Below are 20078 nucleotides of genomic sequence, written 5' to 3' on the forward strand. Positions count from 1 at the left end.
CGGCCGCGGGGGCCTCGCCAGGCCCCGTCCGGGGCGTGCGGGGGCCTTCCGTCGGGTGCGGTCCGCCGGACGGCCGTTCGTCCGGGCGGCCCGTTTCCGGCGCGGCCGTGCGCCGGTCCTGCCCTGCCCGGGCGGCTTCCGTCGCCGAGCGCGGGCCGGGACCCGTGGGCGATGGTCCTTCCGTCGGCGTCATGGCCGTGCGTCCTCCGTCTCCGTGTCCGGACCGCGGTCCGGAAGCAGCCCCTGGCGTCGTGCCGTAGCGGCGAGCGTACGGTGTCCGGACTGCTCGGCGAGCACGACCCGCTCCTGGGGCAGCGCGCGCTGCCACCATTCCCCGGCCGCGGCGTCGGCGGTGGCGCGCAGATCGGCCAGGGCGACGGCGAGTGCCCGGCGTGCGGCTTCCAGGGCCGCCGCCCCGGGATGCGGCCCGGCCAGCAGCCGGGCCGCGTGCTCGCGGGCCCGGTCGGCGGCCGTCAGGGCGTGTTCCACCCGGTCGCCCGCCCGCCGGTTGGTGACCACCACGGCGGCGGCGAAGCCGACCAGCGCCCCGACGACGGTGTCCACGACCCGCTCGGTGATGAGCGCGCCGGGCTCTTGCGGCCCGGCGAACTCCGTGATGAGCAGGGCCATGGGCGTCACGCACACGCTGCCTAGCCAGTAGTTGCGGCTGATCAGCGCCTCCGCGCCGAAACTGAACGCCACGCAGCACAGCACGAGGGCGGCCTGGCCCAGGTGGGCGAGCGGCACGACGGCCGCGAAGACGAGCACCCCGACGACGTTGCCCACGACCCGCTGGACGGCCCGGCTCCACGTCAGGGCGATGTTGGCCTGGTAGAGCGAGGCGGCCGTGACCAGGGCCCAGTACGGGCGGCCGATGCCGAGCGCGAGGGAGGCGTACCCGGCGAGCGCGCAGCCCAGCGCGGTGCGCGCCGCGAGCGGGGTCAGCGGTCCGAGCCGGGCCCACAGGGGGCGGGCCGACTCCACGCCGAGCAGTTCGTCCGCCGCCGCCGGCGGCAGCCCGGCCGACGGGACGGGCCCGGTGGAGCGCAGCGAGCGGGCCCAGGCACGCAGTCGGCCGGCGTCGGCGTCCGCCGGTGCGGCGAGGGCGACCTCGGCCCGCACCACGAGCCGTTCGAGGGCGCGCCGGGTCCGGGACGGCGCACGGGTCGACAGCAGCGACTGCCAGGCGGCCTGCACGGCGGCGTAGCCCGCGGCCCGGGCCCGCGCGTGCCCCTCCCCGGCCCCGCCCGTCTCGGCGTACGCGGCGGCGGCCCGCAGGGCACTCGCGGTGGCGCGGCGCTCCGGACCGTGCGGGCGCAGGAGCGCGGGCGCCATGCAGACCAGCCAGGCCCAGGCGCCGGTGGCGGCCGCGAGGGCCAGATGGCCGGGGACGCGGTCGAGGGTCTGCGGCACGAACAGCGAGGCCGAGCTGACGAAGGTGAGGACCACGTTCCCGGGCGGGCCGACCCGGGTGGCGTCGCACAGCACCTTCTGGGCGGCGGCGAGCAGGGCGCCGACGGTGACCAGGACGACGGCGCTGCCGGTCAGCGAGGCCGCGACGAGGGCGACGGCGAGCCCGCCGAGCATGCCGAGCACCACCCACAGCAGGGCCGCGGCACGGGCGGCGTAGGGCCGGTTGTGGGTGTACAGCGCGCACAGGGACCCGGCCATGGCGTACATCGCGAGGTCCAGCCGGCCGAGCGCGAGCAGGGTGAGGTTGGGCGGGGCGATCGCCGCGACGACGCTCAGCGCGGGCTTGAACCAGATGTCCGAGGGCCGGCCGAGGCGCAGCACGCCGGCGAACGGGAGGCGCCGGGCCGGCGGTGAGGCGGGGGTGGGGTGCACACTGCTCATGACGGACAACTTTAACAGGTGTTTTACTCGTAAAACACATCCCGGAACTCCCCTCGGCACCTGGCGTGCTCCTCCGGATGCTCCCCGTGTACACCCTTGCGCTCGCGTGCGCGCCGCACGGCCCGGGCATCGAATGACCGACTGTCGAACGGGGAGGTGCGCGTGCACGGACCGGCTTCGTCCGGCTGGCTGCTGGTGGCGCTCTGCGCGGTGACCGGCGTCTACTGCCTGGTGCGGATGCGCAGCGGTGGCGGGGAGCAGCGGCGCGGTGCGGGCGGCGAGGCGCTTATGGGCTTCGGCATGGCCGTGATGGCGGTGCCCGCGGCGGTGTTCACTCCGCCGTCGTGGGCCTGGCCCGTCTACGCGGCCGTGTTCGGCGCGGCGGGTGTGCACGCGCTGTGGGCGGCCCGGTCCGGCGCCCACCATCTGCATCATCTGGTGGGCGCCGCCGCGATGGTCTACATGTCGGTCGTCATGGCCGGCTCCCCCGCCCACGCCCACGGGCGGGACGCCTCGGGGATCCCGCTGCTGACCGGGGCGCTGCTGCTCTACTTCGCCGGGTACGTGCTGCTGAGCGGGGTCCGGCTGGTGCCGGTGGGCGCGCTGGCCGGGGGCGGGCGCACCGGCGGTGACGCCCCGGGCTGGGGCGACCGTCCGGAGCTGGCGCGGGCCTGCCGGCTGGCCATGGGGATCGCGATGGTGGCGATGCTGCTGACGCTGTGAGCGACGCCGTGCGGCACGTGGTGCGCAATCCGTTGCCTGCGTCACTTTGCCACCGCGAGACGTATCCGTGGGCGGGGCCGCGCTCATAGGCTGCCTCCCATGATGCTCCCCGCCGCGCTGCTGCTGCTCGGCGCCCTGACCGCGGTGGCCGGGCCCCGGCTGCTCGCCCGGGCGGACTGGCCGGACCGGGAGCCGGTCGTGGCGCTGTGGATGTGGCAGTGCGTGGTGGCCGCCGTCCTCGTGTGCTGCGCCCTGTCGATGACGCTCAGCGCGGCGGCGGCCTGGCACGCGGTCGGCGGGCACGTCTTCGCGACGGCACCGAACGCGGTCGTCGAGGCCTATGCGCTGGGCACGGCGGGCCCCTGGGCGGCGACCACCGCGGTGGCGCTGGCCTGCGGCGCGCTGTGGAGCGCGGCGATGCTGGTGCGCGAGATCGGGCGGGCCCGCGCCCGGCGCCGCAGCCGGCGCGCCGACCTGCTGGTGCGGGCGCCGCTGCTGCCGGGCGAGGTGGCCGTGTCCGGCCGGCTCGTCGTCCTGGAGAGCGAGCGGCCCGACGCCTGGTGGCTGCCCGGCACCCCGCCGCAACTGGTCGTGACCACCGGCGCGTTGCGCCGATTGAAGGGCCGGCAGCTGGACGCCGTACTGGCGCACGAGCAGGGTCACGCGCGCGCCCGCCACGACTGGCTGCTCAACTGCTCCTCCGCTCTCGCGGGCGGATTCCCGCAGGTGCCGGTGTTCGCCGCGTTCCGCGACGAGATGCACCGGCTGGTCGAACTCGCCGCCGACGACACCGCCTCCCGCCGCTTCGGCCGGCTGACGACGGCCCTGGCGCTGGTGGAACTCAACGAGCACCGGGGCGTGTTCGGGCCCTGCCCGACGCCGCAGGCGCATGTTCCGGCACGGGTGCACCGGTTGCTCACTCCCCCGGACCGGCTGACCGCGGCCCGGCGGCTGCGGCTGACGGCGGCGGCCGCGCTGGTGCCCGTGGTGCCGGTGCTGGTGGCATTCGTTCCGGGGCTGCGGGCACTGGGATGACGGGGGCGGATCCGTGGGGGCCGGGCCGGAGATCGCCCCGTACTGGATCCCTACCCCCGGTTCGGCAAGGATCGCCCTATGCACTCCCCGTCCGTCGCACCCCCGTCCCGTCCGGAGCATCGCGCCGCCGCCGGTCTCGCCGGCGCCCTGGCCGCGTGCTCGGTCCTGCTGCTGACCCTCGTCGCGGCCAGATGGAACCCCTTGATCGGCGCGGACGGGGACATCTCCAGAACCACTCACCGCTGGGCGGTCGACGAACCCGGTCTCACCCAGGCGTGCCGCATCCTGACGGACTGGGTGTGGGACCCCTGGACGATGCGCCTGCTCTGCGCGGTCGTCGTGGTGTGGCTGGTGGTGCGGCTCGCGGCGCGCTGGACGGCCCTGTGGCTCGGTCTGGCCGTCGCCCTGGGCTCACTGCTGCAGCAGGGCCTCAAGGCGGCGGTGGACCGTCCGCGGCCGGTGTGGCCCGACCCGGTGGACACGGCCCACTACTCGGCGTTCCCGTCGGGCCATGCCATGACCGCCACGGTCGTGTGCGGCCTCCTGCTGTGGCTGCTGCACCGGCACGGTGTCAGCCCCGCCGTGTGGCGTACGGCCGTGGCCGTGGCGGTCGTCTCCGTGGTCGGCGTCGGGCTGACCCGCGTGTGGCTGGGCGTGCACTGGCCGTCGGACGTGGTGGGCGGCTGGCTGCTGGGCGCGCTGGTGGTGGCCCTTGCGGTGTGGGTGCACGAGCGCCGGCTGCCGCGCGACCGGCCCGGCGAGGGGGCGTCGTAGAGCCGCCGTCCGGACGCCGTCGTGTCCGGCTTCCCTCGGGCCCGGCTCGCGCTGCGGGCAGTAGCCCGAGGCGACCACCTGATCGTCTGCTCGCCCGCCTCGGACGATCCCCCGCGTCGCCCGAGGCAGACGGCATCACCGGCAGCGGCCACCGCGGGCCGGACCGGACGTCCTGAGTATAGTTGGCTGGCAGCCAGTCAACGCAGGAGTTACAGCATGTGCCCGCGCAGCGCCTCGGTCAATGAAGAGTTGCGGAGGCGTTCGAAGGAGCGGCTTCTGCAGGCGGCGGTCGAGCTGGTCGGCGAGCGCGGCTTCGAGGCGACGACACTCGGCGACATCGCCGACCGTGCTGGGTCGGCGCGCGGTCTGGTCTCCTACTACTTCCCGGGCAAGCGCCAGCTCGTGCAGTCCGCCGTGCACCGGCTGATGCACCGCACGCTGGAGGAGGCGCTGGAGCGCGAGCCGCGCACCGACGACGGCGGGGAGCGGATGGCCCGGGCCATCGACGCGATCCTGGGCCTGGCCCGGGACCGGCCCGTGCTGATGCGTCAGCACATGGCCGGGCTGCTGCAGGCCGAGGGCTTCGTCCCCTGCCCGGAGCAGCGCCGCCTGGCCGAACTGCTGCGGGACACCGTCGCCCGGCACGGGTCGCGGGACGTCGACAGCGACTACCCGATGCTGCGCGCCCTGCTGATGGGCGCGGTGTACGCGGCTCTGGTGCCGGGGGTGCCGATGCCGGTGCCGGTCCTGCGGGCCGAGCTGTTCAAGCGCTACCGCCTGGCCTGGGAGATGGGCGTCCCGCCGGACACCGCGACGCCGAGCGGGACGGACGACTCGGACCTGTCACGCTTCTTCGCGACGGGAGCGGGCGCGGAGGACACCGCCGCCCCGGGCCGGGAGCCCGAAGCCCGCCCTTGAGGACCGGCGGGTATCGCCCCCCCTGCAACCACCCGGCACGTAGTGCATGTCACCCCTGCAGCCACCCGGCACGTAGTGCACCTCACCCCTGCACCCGCCCTGCGCGCCCCCTCACCCCCGGCCCCGGCGTGACATCAGCAGGCCTGCCTCGCGGGCCTGGCCGATCAGCCTCAGGGAGGTGCGGCGGCTGTGACCGGTCGCGGACATCACCGCGAGGACCGGGTCGGCGCCGTCCCGCTGGGCAGCGCGGTACTCCTGCGCCACCCGGAAGCGCCCCTCCGCGCCCCGCGGCCACGCCGGCCGGGCCCGCCGCCCCCGGCCAACGCACCCTTCCGGCGCCGGCCCGGCACCGCACGCCTCGGCCAGTGCCTCCTCGATCCAGTCGGCGAGCACGCTCAGGTCGTCGAGGGAGAGCGCGGGCTGAGCGCGCACCTCCTCCACGCCGACGCGTCCGCCGGCCAGGACGGCCAGCGCGTCGACGCGGGCGCCGTCCGGGAAGGCCACCCGGAACTCGAACCACCGTGTGGCGTCCTCGTTCTCCCGCACTTCCCACGCGGGCCGCACGGACACCGCACCGTCCACCGGAGAGCGATCAGAAAGACGAAGAAAGGATGCTTCCAGCACATAGGGAACGAAACCGCATGATCACATTCCATACAGATCGGACACGCGCCCGGGCGGAGCACAGCACCCTGTCAGCGGAGCCCGCCCGGTGCGATGCTGGAGGCGTCAGCGCTCTCCTGCCATCCCTCGGGATCCACCGGGTAAGGAGTTCCGCCGTGCTGCGAGTCGCCGTCGTAGGCTCCGGACCGAGCGGGTGCTACACCGCCCAGAGCCTCGTCCAGCAGGACTCCGAGGTGCACATCGACGTCCTGGACCGGCTGCCGTGCCCGTACGGGCTGGTGCGGTACGGCGTGGCGCCGGACCACGAGAAGATCAAGTCCCTGCAGAACACCTTGCGCACGATCCTGGAACACGACCGGGTCCGGTTCCTCGGCGGCGTCCAGGCCGGCCCCGGCGGCGTACCGGTCGCCCGGCTGCGGGAGCTGTACCACGCGGTGGTGTACTGCGTGGGCGCCGCGACGGACCGCCGGCTGGGCATCCCCGGCGAGGATCTGCCGGGCAGCTGGTCGGCAACGCGGTTCGTGTCCTGGTACAGCGCCCACCCGGACGCCGCGGACGACGGGTTCCTGCGGGACGCCCGGTCGGCGGTGGTGATCGGCGTGGGGAACGTCGCCGTGGACGTCACGCGGATGCTGGCCCGGGGCCTGGCCGAGCTGAGCCCGACCGACATGCCGCAGGCGGCTCTGGCCACACTGGCGGCGAGCCGCGTGACCGAGATCCACATGGTCGGCCGGCGCGGCCCCTCGCAGGCCCGTTTCACCACGAAGGAACTGCGCGAGCTGGGCACGCTGCCGGACACCGGCGTGGCCGTCGATCCGGCGGAGCTGGCACTGGACCCGGGGTACCGGGACCCGTCCGGGCTGCCCGCCCCGCAGCGCCGCAACGTCGAGGTGCTGCGCGGCTGGGCCGAGGCACCGCCCGAGGACGCCCCGCGCCGGATCCGCCCGCGCTTCTTCCTCCGCCCGGTCGAACTGCTTGCCGACGGCGGTCACGTGGGCGCGGTGCGGTTCGAGCGCACGGCCCCGGACGGCAGCGGCGGCGTCACGGGCACGGGCCGCTTCGAGGACATCGAGGCACAGCTGGTCCTGCGCTCGGTGGGCTACCGGGGCGTGCCCCTGGAGGGACTGCCCTTCGACGCCGCCACCGGCACGGTCCCGAACCTGTCCGGGCGCGTCCTGCGCGCGGGTGTGGTGACTCCCGGCGAGTACGTGGCGGGGTGGATCAAACGCGGTCCCACCGGGGTCATCGGCACCAACCGCCCCTGCGCGAAGGAGACCGCGGCGTCCCTCCTGGAGGACGCCCCCGCCCTCGTCACGCGGACGGTCCCCGGCGACCCCCTTCCCGCCCTGCGCGCCGAGGGCGTCGACCCGGTGGAGTGGGCGGGCTGGCAGTCGATCGAGCGTGCGGAGGCGGAGCTGGGCGTGTCCCTGGGCCGCGGAGTCGTCAAACTCCCCGACTGGCAGTCCCTGTTGAACGCCGCGCGGCCCTGAGAAGCCGCGGAGTACGCGAACCGCACGACGCCGAAGCCGCGGGTGCGCGAGGCGTGGGGTGCGCGAGGCGTGTGACGCCCCGCGACCGGTCATGACCCGGGCCGGTTCAGCCACCCGCCCGGACGGCCTGCCGCGCCGCCGCGTCGAGGAGCGCGTCCAGCAACCCCGGGAACAGCTCGTCCAGATCGTCCCGCCGCAGCCCGTTCATCTTGGCCGTCCCGCGGTACACCTGCCGGATCACCCCGCTCTCGCGCAGCACCCGGAAGTGGTGCGTGGTGGTCGACTTGGTGACCGGCAGCTCGAAGTCGGAGCAGGACAACTCGCCACTACCGACGGCGAGTTCCCGCACGATCCGCAGCCGCATCGGATCACTGAGCGCGTGCAGCACCCCCTCCAGGCGAATCTCGTCCCGCACGGGATGCGGCAGATCACGACTACTGACGACGGGCGACGTCACGGCGGGCTCCACTTCCTTCGGGACCCCCATAGTACGAGAACCCTCGTAGTTTGACATCTCCCGTACTACGATGCCTATCGTACGAGTCGACATCGGCCCCGTGACGAATGGAGTCCGCCGTGACCGCGCTCTTCGAGCCCTACACCCTGCGCGATGTGACGATCCCGAACCGCGTGTGGATGCCCCCGATGTGCCAGTACTCGGCGGCACCGGAGGGTCCGGCGGCCGGCGCCCCCACGGACTGGCACTTCGCCCACTACGCCGCCCGCGCGACCGGCGGCACGGGGCTGATCGTCGTCGAGGCGACCGCGGTGTCTCCCGAGGGCCGCATCTCCCCCTACGACCTGGGCATCTGGACCGACACGCAGGTCGAGGCGTTCCGCCGGATCACCAGCTTCCTCCGGGAGCAGGGCACGGTCCCCGCCGTCCAGCTGGCCCACGCCGGGCGCAAGGCCTCGACGGACCGCCCCTGGAAGGGCGGCGGGCCGGTCGGTCCCGACGCCCACGGCTGGGACCCCGTCGCGCCGAGCCCGATCGCGTTCGACGACAAGCACCCGGCGCCGGCCGAGCTGAGCGTGGAGGCGATCAAGGACATCGTGGACCAGTTCGCGGCCGCGGCCCGACGCGCGCTCGCCGCCGGTTTCGATATCGCCGAGATCCACGGCGCGCACGGCTACCTGATCAACGAGTTCCTCTCCCCGCACTCCAACCACCGCACCGACGCCTACGGCGGCTCGCACGAGAACCGCACCCGGTTCGCGCTGGAGGTCGTCGACGCCGTGCGGGAGGTGTGGCCGGACGACAAGCCGCTGTTCTTCCGCATCTCCGCGACCGACTGGCTCGACGAGGGCGGCTGGACCCCCGACGACACCGTGCGTTTCGCGGGCGAACTGCGGGCCCACGGCGTGGACCTGCTGGACGTCTCCACCGGCGGCAACGCCTCCGGCGTCCGCATCCCGACCGGGCCGGGCTACCAGGTGCCCTTCGCGGCCCGGGTGAAGAACGAGACGGACCTGGCGGTCGCCGCGGTGGGGCTCATCACCGACGCCGAGCAGGCCGAGAAGATCCTGGCCAACGGCGAGGCGGACGCGGTGCTGCTGGGCCGCGAGCTGCTGCGCAACCCCTCGTGGGCCCGGCACGCGGCGCGGGAACTGGGCGGCGAGGTGCACGTGCCGGACCAGTACCACCGCTCGGTCTGATCCGGCACCCCCGACAGCTCCGTGGGAGCGCACGCGGCGCCCCTGTCATGGATGCGCTCCCACGCCTTCACCCCCGCGACCAGGACCGATCGAATGTGCGCTGCGCGAGGCGTTGACTAGAAAGCGCTTGCCCTCTACCTTCCGTTCAGCAGCGTGACCCAGAGGCACCATCTTCACCTGCGACGAGCAATTACGTGAACGTCGTTCATGTGTATGACCATGTTCGCCCCTCGGAGCCGTCGAGGGGCGAGCACGGGAAAGCACCGACTTCCCCCCATCGCTCGAACGGACAGAAGGAATCGGGACATGACTTCTGCGACACGTCCGCGCGCCCGCAGGCGCGCGCTGACCGGCACGCTGGCCACTCTCGGCCTGTCGGTTGGCATGCTCATGACCACCAACGCACCCACAGCGAGCGCCGCCACCTGGCCCACGCCGAACGGCAGCCAGGGAACCTCCGCCACCATCTCGGTGTCCGGCACGAAGGACTACGGGATGAAGCGGTACTACGGCACCGGCGACCTGGCCGGTGACGGCCAGGAGGAGGGCCAGGACCCGATCTTCCGGCTCTCGGACGGCGCGGTGCTGAAGAACGTCATCCTCGGCGCCCCGGCGGCCGACGGCATCCACTGCGAGGGCAGCTGCACGCTGCAGAACGTCTGGTGGGAGGACGTCGGCGAGGACGCCGCCACCTTCCGCGGCGGCACCGGCGCCACCTACCACGTGATCGGCGGCGGCGCGAAGAAGGCGGCGGACAAGGTCTTCCAGCACAACGGCGGCGGCACGCTCAACATCTCGAACTTCGCGGTGCAGGAGTTCAAGACGCTGTACCGCTCCTGCGGCGACTGCTCCACGCAGTACACCCGCAAGGTCAACCTCAACACCATCGACGTGACCGGCACGGGCAGCACCGCGCGGCTCGTCGGCATCAACGTCAACCGCAACGACGTGGCGACGCTGCGCGGCATCACCATCCGCAACGACGCGAGCCGCAAGGTCGTCCCCTGCCAGAAGTACAACAACAACACCGCCGTCGGGACGGGTCCCGACAGCACCAACTGCCTGTACTCCACCTCGGACATCACCTACAGGTAGTCCGGAACAGGCAGTCCCGCACGTCCCCCCACGGTGAAGGCGGCCGTGCGCGGCGTCCCGGCGGGCGCCGCGCACGGCCGTCCGCGTCATGCGCCGCGCACGCGCGCGTGCGCCTCCCCGACCAGCTCCGCCTGGTAGGCGGTGTAGGCGGCGCGCAGCCCGGGTCCGGGCCAGTCGGCCGGCAGCAGGGCCTCCGGCAGGACGGGGTCGGCCAGGAGGTGCCGCACGACGGCCGCGTAGGCGGTGAGCCGGTCGGCCGGGCGGGGTGCCCGGGCGATGTGCGCGAGCAGCGCCCGGGCCGTGGCGGACCAGTCGTCCAGCGGCCACAGGGAAGCGGCCAGTTCGGGCGCGGGGCGGCCGGGGCGGGCCGTGCAGCGCTCGGCGATCCGGTCCAGGTCGCCGGGGAGCGCGCGGGTGAGATTGGCCGGCCGGAGCCAGACGCCCTCGCGGAGTTCGGCGAGCCGCAGGCCGGTCAGCCGGGTGCGCAACTCGGCGCGCTCGGCGGGGCCGCGCCCGGTCGCGGTGATGACGACCATCTCCCAGTCGCCGTCCCACGCGCGCGTGCGCGGGTGCACGGCGTCGTCCTGACGCCGCTGGCGTGCCAGCAGCCGGTCGCTGAGGCGGTAGCCGGCGTCCGTGCGCCGCAGGTCCCCGGCCGCCACCATCCGGCTGAGCGCCGCCCGGAGCGTGGAGGCGCCGACGTCGAAGCCCTCCACCAGCCGCACGAGCTCCCTCACCGGCAGTTCGGGGGGATGAGTGCCGAGCAGCAGGCTCAGCACCACCGACCGCGCGGACAGCGGACGCAGATCGAGCGCGCCGGGCCGCGCCGGGTCGTTCATCGGCATGGTCACGTACTGTACGCGGCCGCTCTCCCGCATGTGTTGCACTATTGCTGCGGTCGCAGCGAGAGTGCAACACTCGGGGCATGGTCCCGACACCCGACGAACAGCGGCCGTACGGCGGAGCCGCCACCCACGACGTCACCAACCAGGCCCCGCCCCTCACCCCGTACGACGCGTCCGCCGACACCGTCCTGCTGGAAGGGCTGAGGCGGGAGGGCGCCGGCTGGGCCGAGGAGGAGCTGCGGCGGCTCGGCCGGCAGGCCGGCAGCGCCCAGGCCCAGGAGTGGGCCGACCTGGCCAACCGGTACGAGCCGGAGCTGCGCACGCACGACCGGTACGGCAACCGGGTCGACGAGGTCGAGTTCCACCCGAGCTGGCACCACCTGATGCGCACGGCGATCACCGAGGGGCTGGCGGCGTCGCCCTGGGGTGACGCACGGCCCGGCGCCCATGTCGCGCGCACCGCCGGCGGACTCGTGTGGGGGCACACCGAGGCCGGGCACGGCTGCCCGACGTCCATGACGTACGCGGCCGTCCCCGCGCTGCGCCGGCAGCCGGAGCTGGCGAAGGTCTACGAACCGCTGCTGACGAGCCGGGAGTACGACCCGGGCCTGCGCGTGCCGACGGACAAGCGCGGGCTGCTGGCGGGCATGGGGATGACCGAGAAGCAGGGCGGATCCGACGTCCGCACGAACACCACGGCCGCCACGCCCACGGCCGAGCCGGGTGTGTACACGCTGCGCGGGCACAAGTGGTTCACCTCGGCGCCGATGTGCGACGTGTTCCTCGTGCTGGCGCAGGCCCCGGGCGGGCTGTCGTGCTTCCTGGTGCCGCGCGTGCTGCCCGACGGCACCCGCAACACCTTCCGCATCCAGCGGCTGAAGGACAAGCTCGGCAACCGGTCCAACGCCTCCTCCGAGCCGGAGTTCGACGGGACCGTCGCCTGGCTGGTCGGCCCCGAGGGGCAGGGCGTGAAGACCATCATCGAGATGGTCAACTGCACGCGGCTGGACTGCGTGATGATGTCGGCCGCGCTGATGCGCAAGTCCCTCGTCGAGGCCGGGCACCACGCGCGGCACCGCAGCGCGTTCGGTGCGCGGCTCGTGGACCAGCCGCTGATGCGCAACGTTCTGGCCGATCTCGCGCTGGAGTCCGAGGCCGCCACGACGCTCACGCTGCGGCTGGCCGGGGCGGCGGACCGGGCGATCCGCGGTGACGAGGGCGAGGCCGCGTTCCGCCGGATCGCCACCGCCGTCGGCAAGTACTGGGTGACCAAGCGCGGCCCGGCCTTCACCGCGGAGGCCCTGGAGTGCCTCGGCGGCAACGGCTACGTCGAGGACTCGGGCATGCCCCGGCACTACCGCGAGGCTCCCCTGCTGTCGATCTGGGAGGGCTCCGGGAACGTCAACGCGCTCGACGTGCTGCGGGCGCTCGGCCGCGAACCCGGTACGGCCGAGGCGCTGTTCAGCGAGTTCGCGCTGGCCCGGGGCGCCGACGCGCGGCTGGACGCGGCCGTGGCACGGCTGAAGGACCGGCTGTCCGGCGCTTCGCAGACGACGGCCCGGCGTCTCGTGGAGGACATGGCGCTGACGCTCCAGGCGTCGCTCCTCGTGCGGCACGCCCCGCCCGCGGTCGCCGACGCGTTCTGCGCGACCCGGCTCGGGGGTGACTGGGGCCACGCGTTCGGGACGCTGCCGGAGGCGGCGGACCTGGACGCGATCGTGCGACGGTCGCTGCCCGGCCGGGACTGAGCGGCGATCGGCCAACCCCCGTACGGTTCGCGCACCGTCATCGCCCGATTCCGCTTCGTTGTCGGTGCCGTGGTGCAGACTCCCCGTCAGTGGCACTTCGCCTGGGGAGGACAACGTGTTCAGGGGGATCGACGAGGTCGACTGGGCCTCGCTGCGCCATGCGGACGGCAGTGCGGAGGACGTGCCCGGCTTACTGCGGGGGCTGGCCTCCGCCGACCCGGCCGAGCGGGAGACGGCCCTCGACGGGATGTACGGCGCCGTGCACCACCGGGGGGACGTGTACGACGCGACGCTCGCCTGTGTGCCATTCCTTCTGGCGCTCGCCGTCCGCGAGGAGGTGCGGGACCGGGCGGGGGTCGTGGAGCTGCTGGTCAGCATCGGCGGTGCCGACGGCGCCTCCCCCGGTCTCGCCGCCCGGGTCCGCGCCGCGCTGCGGGCACGCGCCGAGGTGTTCGTCCGGCTGGCCGGTGACGCGGACGCGGGGGTGCGCCGGGCGGTCCTGCCCGCGCTCGTGCGGTACGTGGTCCCGCCGACCCGTGCGCTCGCCCTGCTGCGGGAGCGGATCGCGGTGGAGCGGGACGACGGGGTCCTGGTCGGCCTGGCCGAGGCCCTCGGCCTGTTCGCGCGGTGGTACGGCGCCGCAGGCGACCCGCGTGCCGCCGGGGCGGTGCGGGTGCTGACCGAGCTGAGCCGGCCGCCGTACGGTCCCGGGCTGCGGCTCGCCGCGGTGGGACAGCTCGCCGCCTGCGCGCCGCGGGAGCTGCCCGAGGATCTCGTGCCGACCGTCGTCCGGCTGCTCCGGGACAGGTCCACGCAGCGCACCCGCGCCGGCCGCGCCCACGGCTGTTCCGGCACGGACACCCTCGCCGTGCGGCTGCGGCGGCTGCGGCCCTCGGACGAGGAGGGCTCCCGGCTGCTGCGGACCCTGCACCACGGGCTGGGCGACCGGGTGGCCGACCGGGTCGGCCTGCTGTGCGGGCAGTTGACCAGCCCTGACCCCCTCGACCGGTGCAACGCCGTGTGGATGGCGGCCGGGCTGTTCCGCGAGTGGCGGGGCGCCCACCCGGAGCCGGTCGTCCTGATCGGGGCGCAAGTGGGCGCGGAGGAGGGCCGCTTGCACGACGCGGCGGTCGCCGTCCTGCTGGAGCTGACCGAGCTGGCCGCGCCCGCCGCCGGGCCGCTGCACGCCCTGGTGATCCAGCGGCCCGAGCTGCGCGTCCACTACGGGCGGCGGGGGACGCCGGCCCTGGGCGGTCCTCTGCGGGCACTGGCCGGGACGGGGGACGCGCGGGCCGTCCCGGTGCTGGCCGAGGTGCTGGCGGGGCCGGTCGTGCCGGACGACCTGGGGCTGGTGATACCCCGCCTGGGGCAGGCCGCCGCCCCGCTGGGCCCGGCGCTGCGGCGGCGCCTCGCGCGGGTGCTGCGCGACGGCCCCGGCGACCGGGTCCGGGCCGCGCCCCTGCTGACGGCCCTCTCGGCCCTCGGGGACACCGCGTCCGTGCCGTCGGTGGTGCGGCTGCTGCGGGACACGCCCGGCAGGCCGGACCGGCCCGTCGTGGAGGCGGCGGTCCGTGCCCTGGCCGCGTTCGGCACGGCCGCGCGGGAGGCGATACCGGAGCTGCGCGGGCTGCTGGACACCGACTGCGCCGTCACCGCCGCGGAGGCGCTGTGGTCCGTCACGGGCGAGCCGGACGCCGTACTGCCCGCGCTGCTGCGGGTGTTGACGGACACCGGGAGCGGCCGGCACCACCGCGCGGCGGCGGCGAACGCCCTCGCACGGCTGGGCCCGGCGGCCGCCCCGGCCCTGCCCGAGCTGCTCCGCCTGACCGGCTCCGCGGAGCCCGGGGAGCGGGTGTCGGCCGCGTGCGCGGTGTGGCGGGTGGCGGGCGACGGTGAGCGGGTCTCCCCGGTCCTCCGGTCGGCCTGGGCGGAGCAGCCCCGCACGAGGGCGGCGATCGCCGGGTGCGTGGCGGCCCTGGGCCCGGCGGGCACCCCTCTGCACGACCTGCTGCGCACCGAACTCGCCGCCCCACGACGCCACCGGACCGACGCGGGCGGACAGGGCATCCAGGCGGACCTGGCGCTGCTACGGGTGTGCCGGGAGGCCCTGGCCGGAGCGACACCGAACAGGGAGGGCCTCGTGCCGTAGAGCCCCCGCCCGGGCACCGCCCACCGCATCACCCCCCGGGCAGCCGGAGGACCACTCCCGAACGCGGCGCTCAGACTGCCCGGACCGCTCGCCTTCGCGGCCGCACGGTCATGGGCACCGTGCACGGCCGCACGGTGGCCCGCGCCACCGGACGAACCGTCTCGGCATCGGTGAAACTGCCCGTCCCGTGCGGTTCGGCATGCGTGTGGCGGGGGTGGGGGCGGCCACGGTGTTGTGGCTCAGCCCGTTGTTCGCCCCCACATGGGGCCGAAGCGGGACCATTCGGTGGCCCACTGGTCGATGCGGTGGCGCTCCAGGCGGTTGCGGAGGGCGCGGCCGGCGGCGAGGGGGACGGCGGCGGCCGCGAGGCCCGCCGCGCCGCCAAGGAGGCCGGCCCGTACGTGGGCCTGGGAGGGGGTCATGGGCCGGGTCACCTGGCCTCCCTCGGGGTCCGTCCACACGGTGACCGGGGTTCCGGCGGGGCTGCCGGCCGGGACCCGGAGCTGCCCGGAGTGGGAGGTTCCGTCCGCGGCGGTCCAGGTGGCCCTCGCCCACACCCGGTCGGTGCGGGACGTGGCGCCGCCCTCGGCGGGCGTGCCGGGTGCCCGCTCGGCGAGCAGTCCCACCAGGGGGCGCCACGCGGCGCGCTCGCGGGCCAGCGCGTCCTCGACCGTCCGGCTCACCGCCGTGCCGACCGACACCCCGATGAGCACGGCGAGTGCCCATACCCCCAGCAGCACCCAGGCCTCGATCCGGTCGGCGCGGCGCTTGAGCGGGTTGGGCCGCCAGCGCCACAGCCACACCTGCGGACCACGTAACGCCATCGAAGGGTTCCTCCTCGCGTGCGCGACCATCGCCGCTCTACCCATACGCAAGCGGTCCCCCGGATGCTCACCACACCGCCCCCGCGGCGGGCCGCGCGCCCTCGCCCGGGCCCGCCGCGAAGGCCGGCGACACCGCCCTGACCTGCATCGCAGCGCGGTGCGGAGGTGACTGTCAGTGGTGGGGTGCAGACTGGCCGGTGTCCGAGGAGAAGGCGTCAAAGGTGACGCCGCGGAGGTGATCGGCATGACCGAGGTACTGCTCGCCGTGGGTACGCGCAAAGGCCTGTTCATCGGGCGCCGGCGAGGCGGTGGCGCCTGGGAGTTCGACGAGAGTCCCTACTTCAACGCACAGGCCGTGTACTCGGTCGCCATCGACACCCGCACCGCGACCCCGCGGCTGCTGGCCGGCGGCGACAGCTCGCACTGGGGCCCGTCGGTGTTCCACTCCGACGACCTCGGCCGGACCTGGACCGAACCGGCAGAACCGGCCGTCAAGTTCCCCAAGGACACCGGGGCGTCCCTGGAGCGGGTGTGGCAGCTGCACCCGGCCGCGGCCGAACCGGACGTGGTGTACGCGGGCACGGAACCGGCCGCGCTGTACCGCTCGGAGGACCGCGGGGAGACGTTCGCGCTCGTCCGGCCCCTGTGGGAGCACCCGACGCGGTCGAAGTGGGTGCCGGGCGGCGGCGGTGAGGGGCTGCACACGGTGCTGACCGACGCGCGCGACCCGCGTGCGGTGACGGTCGCGGTGTCGACGGCCGGCGTGTTCCGGACGCTGGACGGGGGCGCGAGCTGGACGCCCTCCAACTCGGGCGTCTCGGCGGTGTTCCTGCCCGACCCGAACCCGGAGTTCGGCCAGTGCGTGCACAAGGTCACGCGGGACGGCGCCGACCCGGACCGGCTGTATCTGCAGAACCACTGGGGGGTGTACCGCAGCGACGATGCGGGCGCGACCTGGACGGACATCGGCGAGGGCCTGCCGTCCACGTTCGGCTTCGCCGCGGCCGCGCATCCGCACCGGGGCGACACGGCGTACGTCTTCCCGATCAACGCCGACGCCGACCGCGTCCCGGCCGACCACCGCTGCCGGGTCTACCGCACGGCCGACGCCGGCAAGAGCTGGGAGCCCCTCTCGGCGGGCCTGCCCCAGGAGGACCACTACGGCACGGTGCTGCGCGACGCGATGTGCACGGACGACGCCGACCCGGCGGGCGTCTACTTCGGCAACCGCAACGGCGAGGTGTTCGCTTCGGCGGACGACGGCGACAGCTGGCAGCAGCTCGCCTCGCATCTGCCGGACGTGCTGTGCGTCCGGGCGGCGGTCGTCGGGTGAGGCGTCTCGGGTGAGGCGTCCGTGAGGCGGGGGGACGCGGTTACGCGCAGGCGCCGGCCACCGGTTGATCGCCGCTGCCCTTACGGCAGTAGGGTGACGCCCGTGGCACCACGACCCTTGCATGAAATCGTCGAAGCGGGCTGGGCGAAGGCCCTGGAACCGGTGACCGAACGCGTCGCCGCGATGGGGGACTTCCTCCGCGCGGAGATCGCCGCGGGACGCACCTACCTCCCGGCCGGGCCGAACGTCCTGCGGGCCTTCCAGCAGCCCTTCGACGACGTACGGGTCCTGATCGTCGGTCAGGACCCGTATCCCACCCCGGGGCACGCCGTGGGACTGTCGTTCTCGGTCGCCCCCGAGGTGCGGCCGCTGCCCGGCAGCCTCGTCAACATCTTCCGGGAACTGCACTCCGACCTGGGCGTGCCCCCGCCGTCCAGCGGTGACCTCACGCCGTGGACGCGACAGGGGGTGCTGCTGCTCAACAGGGCCCTGACCACCGCCCCGCGCAAGCCCGGCGCGCATCGGGGCAAGGGCTGGGAGGAGGTCACCGAGCAGGCGATCCGGGCGCTGGCCGGGCGTGGCAAGCCGCTGGTGTCCATCCTGTGGGGGCGTGACGCGCGCAATCTGCGCCCGCTCCTCGGTGATCTGCCCTCGGTGGAGTCCGCCCACCCCTCGCCCATGTCCGCCGACCGGGGTTTCTTCGGCTCCCGTCCGTTCAGCCGGGCCAACGACCTGCTGATCCGCCAGGGCGGCCAACCGGTGGACTGGCGCCTGCCGTGACGGGGGCGCCGGAGACTCCCGGGTTCCTCGCGGTGGACTCCGGCGGGTCCGGTCTGCGGGTGGTCGTCGGGACCGCCGAGCGCGGCCCGCTGGCCCGGTGCGCCTCCGGGGAGCCGGTGCGCACGGGTGAGCGGGGCATCGACCCCGGTCACTTCATGGCGCAACTGCTGCCGCTGGTGCGGGCCCTGACCGCCGAGACCGGCCCGGTGCGGCTGTCGGCGGCCGTCGTCGGCGCGGCCGGGCTCGCGACCCTCGGTGACGCGCTGCGCGCCGAACTGCCGGGCGCCCTGGCCGGAGAGCTGGGCGTGCGGACCGTCGCGCTGGCGGCCGACGCAGTGACCGCGTACGTGGGGGCCCTCGGACCCCGGCCGGGCGCGGTGGTCGCCGGTGGCACGGGGCTGATCGCGATCGGCACGGACCTGACCGGCTGGCGCCGTGCGGACGGCTGGGGGCATCTGCTGGGCGACTGCGGCGGCGGCGCCTGGATCGGGCGGGCCGGTCTGGAGGCCGCGCTGCGCGCCCATGACGGGCGGGCGGGCGGCTCGGACCGGCTCCTCGAGGATGCCGAGGAGCAGTTCGGAACGGTCACCGGGCTGCCCGGGGCGCTGTATCCGCGGCCCGACCGGCCCGCCGTGCTCGCCTCGTTCGCGCCCCAGGTCGCGGCGGCCTGCGCGGACGGGGATCCGGTCGCGGCCGGCATCCTGCGCGAGGCCGCCCGGCACATCGCCGAGTCGGCGGCGGCCGTGTGCCCGGCGGGCGGTGCGGCGCGGCTGGCCGTCACCGGCGGCCTGTTCAGGATGGGTGAGCCGCTCCTCGGCCCGCTGGACGAGGAGTTGGCGAAGCGGCTCCCGGGGGCGCGGCGCGTGCCGGCGGCGGGCGATCCGCTGGACGGAGCGGTGCGCATGGCCGCCGAGCTGAGCACCGGCCCGCTCACCCTGCCGGGTGACGCGGCGATGCTGACCGTGACGACCCTGTCGGGTGATGGATCGGGTGATTGATCCGATCCCGTCCGAACCGTGCGGAACTCATCCGACAAAACGGGACGGATACCGCTCACCTGCACCCTCCCCGAACAGGGGAGCCCAGGAAACCAGTAACATTCGGCGCCATGAGTTCCCCCACTGGGCCCGCGGATGGCCTGCCCGTACGAATGCCGCGCCCCCGCCAGCCCGGACGGCACCGCCGTCCCGAGCCGCTGGTCGCTCCCGAGGGTGCGCCCGCGCTCGTCCTCGCCGTGCCGGGGACGCCCAGTAGCGCCACGCGCAGCCTCGCCGAGGAGGTCGTGAGCATCGCCCGCTCCGAGCTCCCCGGCCTCGACGCCCGGATCGGGTACCTCGACGGCGACGACGCCGAGTTCCCCACGCTGCAGACCGTGCTCGTGCACACCGCCGAGGAGCGCACGGCGCGTTACGAGCAGGCCCGCGCCGCCGGTATGGACGTCAAGCAGCCCGACGGCCCCGTCGCCGTCGTCGTGCCGCTGCTCGCCGGGCCGGACAGCGCGCTGCTGCGCCAGGTCCGCCAGGCTCTCATGGAGAGCCGTGTCGCCGCCGAGCTGACGGACGTCCTCGGCCCGCACCCGCTGCTCGCCGAGGCGCTGCACGTGCGGCTGTCCGAGGCCGGTCTGGCCCGCGCGGACCGTGCCCGGCTGTTCACGGTGGCGACCGCCGCCGACGGCATCATCCTGGCCTCCGTGGGCGGTGACGAGGCCGTGCAGGCGGCCGGGATCACCGGCATGCTGCTCGCCGCGCGCCTCGCCGTGCCGGTGATGGCGGCCGCCCTGGACCAGGAGGGCTCCATCGCTTCCGTCGCCGAGCAACTGCGCTCCTCGGGCTCGCAGCAGCTGGCCCTCGCGCCGTACCTGATCGGCCCGGAGATCGAGCCGGGGCTGGTCGAGGAGGCCGCGAAGGAGGCGGAGTGCTCCGCCTCCGAGTCGCTCGGCCCGTACCCGGCCATCGGCAAGCTGGCCCTGGCGAAGTACACGACGGCGCTGGGCATCTCGCCGCAGCAGCCGCAGGGCGCGCCGGTTCGCTGACGCTCCGGTACGACCGGAAAGGCCCGCTCCGATTCGGAGCGGGCCTTCGTCGTCGCGGCGGGGCGCCGGTCACTGGGGACCGGTCGGCGGGGGGGGTCGGTCGCCGGGGGGTGCCTCTATGTGTTTCGTCAAGCGAGGTGTGGGGTTCTGGGTTCGTAGAAGGTGCCGTCGCGGAGCATCGCGAAGAGCACGTTGATC

The 20078-nt window shown here is 74.8% G+C and carries 18 protein-coding genes; 13 read left to right on the forward strand and 5 right to left on the reverse strand.

The window, feature by feature from the left end; translation table 11 throughout:
* Positions 1 to 189: 189 nt before the first annotated feature.
* The gene (locus CHR28_RS04470; RefSeq protein WP_094052104.1) at positions 190 to 1854 is read right to left on the reverse strand and encodes an FUSC family protein; all 1665 of its coding nucleotides are present in this window, start codon (positions 1852 to 1854) and stop codon (positions 190 to 192) included.
* Between the two features lie 162 nt (positions 1855 to 2016).
* Here CHR28_RS04470 and CHR28_RS04475 point away from each other — a divergent pair, with 162 nt between their 5' ends.
* The 4 genes from CHR28_RS04475 (at position 2017) to CHR28_RS04490 (ending at position 5304) form a co-directional block, all read left to right on the forward strand.
* Positions 2017 to 2577, forward strand: a complete 561-nt coding sequence (locus tag CHR28_RS04475; protein WP_094052153.1) for a DUF5134 domain-containing protein — start codon at positions 2017 to 2019, stop codon at positions 2575 to 2577.
* Positions 2578 to 2676: 99 nt separating this feature from the next.
* A complete protein-coding gene (locus CHR28_RS04480) occupies positions 2677 to 3612 on the forward strand; it encodes a M56 family metallopeptidase (protein WP_094052105.1) in 936 nt (311 codons plus the stop codon).
* A 78-nt stretch (positions 3613 to 3690) separates the two neighbouring features.
* Positions 3691 to 4386, forward strand: coding sequence for a phosphatase PAP2 family protein (locus CHR28_RS04485; protein ID WP_094052106.1), 696 nt, complete (start codon positions 3691 to 3693; stop codon positions 4384 to 4386).
* A 216-nt stretch (positions 4387 to 4602) separates the two neighbouring features.
* Positions 4603 to 5304, forward strand: coding sequence for a TetR/AcrR family transcriptional regulator (locus CHR28_RS04490; protein WP_094052107.1), 702 nt, complete (start codon positions 4603 to 4605; stop codon positions 5302 to 5304).
* 111 nt (positions 5305 to 5415) lie between these two features.
* On the opposite strand, the gene CHR28_RS04495 is transcribed toward CHR28_RS04490, so the two are convergent.
* On the reverse strand, positions 5416 to 5874 hold the full coding sequence (locus CHR28_RS04495) for a DUF6214 family protein (protein WP_094052154.1): 459 nt from the start codon (positions 5872 to 5874) through the stop codon (positions 5416 to 5418).
* 209 nt (positions 5875 to 6083) lie between these two features.
* Between CHR28_RS04495 and CHR28_RS04500 the strand changes: the two genes are divergently transcribed.
* On the forward strand, positions 6084 to 7418 hold the full coding sequence (locus CHR28_RS04500) for an FAD-dependent oxidoreductase (protein ID WP_094052108.1): 1335 nt from the start codon (positions 6084 to 6086) through the stop codon (positions 7416 to 7418).
* A 106-nt stretch (positions 7419 to 7524) separates the two neighbouring features.
* Here CHR28_RS04500 and CHR28_RS04505 read toward each other — a convergent pair whose 3' ends face one another.
* A complete protein-coding gene (locus tag CHR28_RS04505; protein ID WP_094052155.1) occupies positions 7525 to 7875 on the reverse strand; it encodes an ArsR/SmtB family transcription factor in 351 nt (116 codons plus the stop codon).
* Between the two features lie 119 nt (positions 7876 to 7994).
* Here CHR28_RS04505 and CHR28_RS04510 point away from each other — a divergent pair, with 119 nt between their 5' ends.
* On the forward strand, positions 7995 to 9074 hold the full coding sequence (locus tag CHR28_RS04510) for an NADH:flavin oxidoreductase/NADH oxidase (RefSeq protein ID WP_094052156.1): 1080 nt from the start codon (positions 7995 to 7997) through the stop codon (positions 9072 to 9074).
* A gap of 306 nt (positions 9075 to 9380) precedes the next feature.
* Positions 9381 to 10169, forward strand: coding sequence for a pectate lyase (locus CHR28_RS04515; RefSeq protein WP_094052109.1), 789 nt, complete (start codon positions 9381 to 9383; stop codon positions 10167 to 10169).
* Positions 10170 to 10255: 86 nt separating this feature from the next.
* Here the strand turns inward: CHR28_RS04515 and CHR28_RS04520 are convergent, their stop codons facing one another.
* Complete coding sequence (locus CHR28_RS04520; protein WP_094052157.1) at positions 10256 to 11014, reverse strand: PaaX family transcriptional regulator C-terminal domain-containing protein; 759 nt, start codon at positions 11012 to 11014, stop codon at positions 10256 to 10258.
* 80 nt (positions 11015 to 11094) lie between these two features.
* Here CHR28_RS04520 and CHR28_RS04525 point away from each other — a divergent pair, with 80 nt between their 5' ends.
* Together CHR28_RS04525 and CHR28_RS04530 are read left to right on the forward strand one after the other, a co-directional pair.
* Entirely contained in the window at positions 11095 to 12762 is a 1668-nt protein-coding gene (locus tag CHR28_RS04525; RefSeq protein WP_094052110.1) for a DNA alkylation response protein, read from the forward strand.
* Between the two features lie 115 nt (positions 12763 to 12877).
* Positions 12878 to 14911, forward strand: a complete 2034-nt coding sequence (locus tag CHR28_RS04530) for a PBS lyase (RefSeq protein ID WP_094052111.1) — start codon at positions 12878 to 12880, stop codon at positions 14909 to 14911.
* A gap of 239 nt (positions 14912 to 15150) precedes the next feature.
* Here CHR28_RS04530 and CHR28_RS04535 read toward each other — a convergent pair whose 3' ends face one another.
* Positions 15151 to 15735: an Rv1733c family protein gene (locus CHR28_RS04535; protein WP_094052112.1), complete on the reverse strand. Its 585-nt coding sequence runs from the start codon at positions 15733 to 15735 to the stop codon at positions 15151 to 15153.
* Between the two features lie 175 nt (positions 15736 to 15910).
* Here CHR28_RS04535 and CHR28_RS04540 point away from each other — a divergent pair, with 175 nt between their 5' ends.
* The 4 genes from CHR28_RS04540 to CHR28_RS04555 all read left to right on the forward strand — a co-directional run bounded on the left by CHR28_RS04540 (position 15911) and on the right by CHR28_RS04555 (position 19880).
* A complete protein-coding gene (locus tag CHR28_RS04540; protein ID WP_094052113.1) occupies positions 15911 to 17068 on the forward strand; it encodes a WD40/YVTN/BNR-like repeat-containing protein in 1158 nt (385 codons plus the stop codon).
* Positions 17069 to 17170: 102 nt separating this feature from the next.
* Complete coding sequence (locus CHR28_RS04545) at positions 17171 to 17848, forward strand: uracil-DNA glycosylase (protein WP_094052114.1); 678 nt, start codon at positions 17171 to 17173, stop codon at positions 17846 to 17848.
* Positions 17845 to 18846, forward strand: coding sequence for an N-acetylglucosamine kinase (locus tag CHR28_RS04550; protein WP_094052115.1), 1002 nt, complete (start codon positions 17845 to 17847; stop codon positions 18844 to 18846). The genes CHR28_RS04545 and CHR28_RS04550 overlap by 4 nt, the downstream gene beginning before the upstream one ends.
* Before the next feature lie 110 nt (positions 18847 to 18956).
* Positions 18957 to 19880, forward strand: a complete 924-nt coding sequence (locus CHR28_RS04555; protein WP_094052116.1) for a sirohydrochlorin chelatase — start codon at positions 18957 to 18959, stop codon at positions 19878 to 19880.
* Positions 19881 to 20078: the final 198 nt, after the last annotated feature.

The organism is Streptomyces sp. XY006, from assembly GCF_002237655.1.
Classification (GTDB): domain Bacteria; phylum Actinomycetota; class Actinomycetes; order Streptomycetales; family Streptomycetaceae; genus Streptomyces; species Streptomyces levis.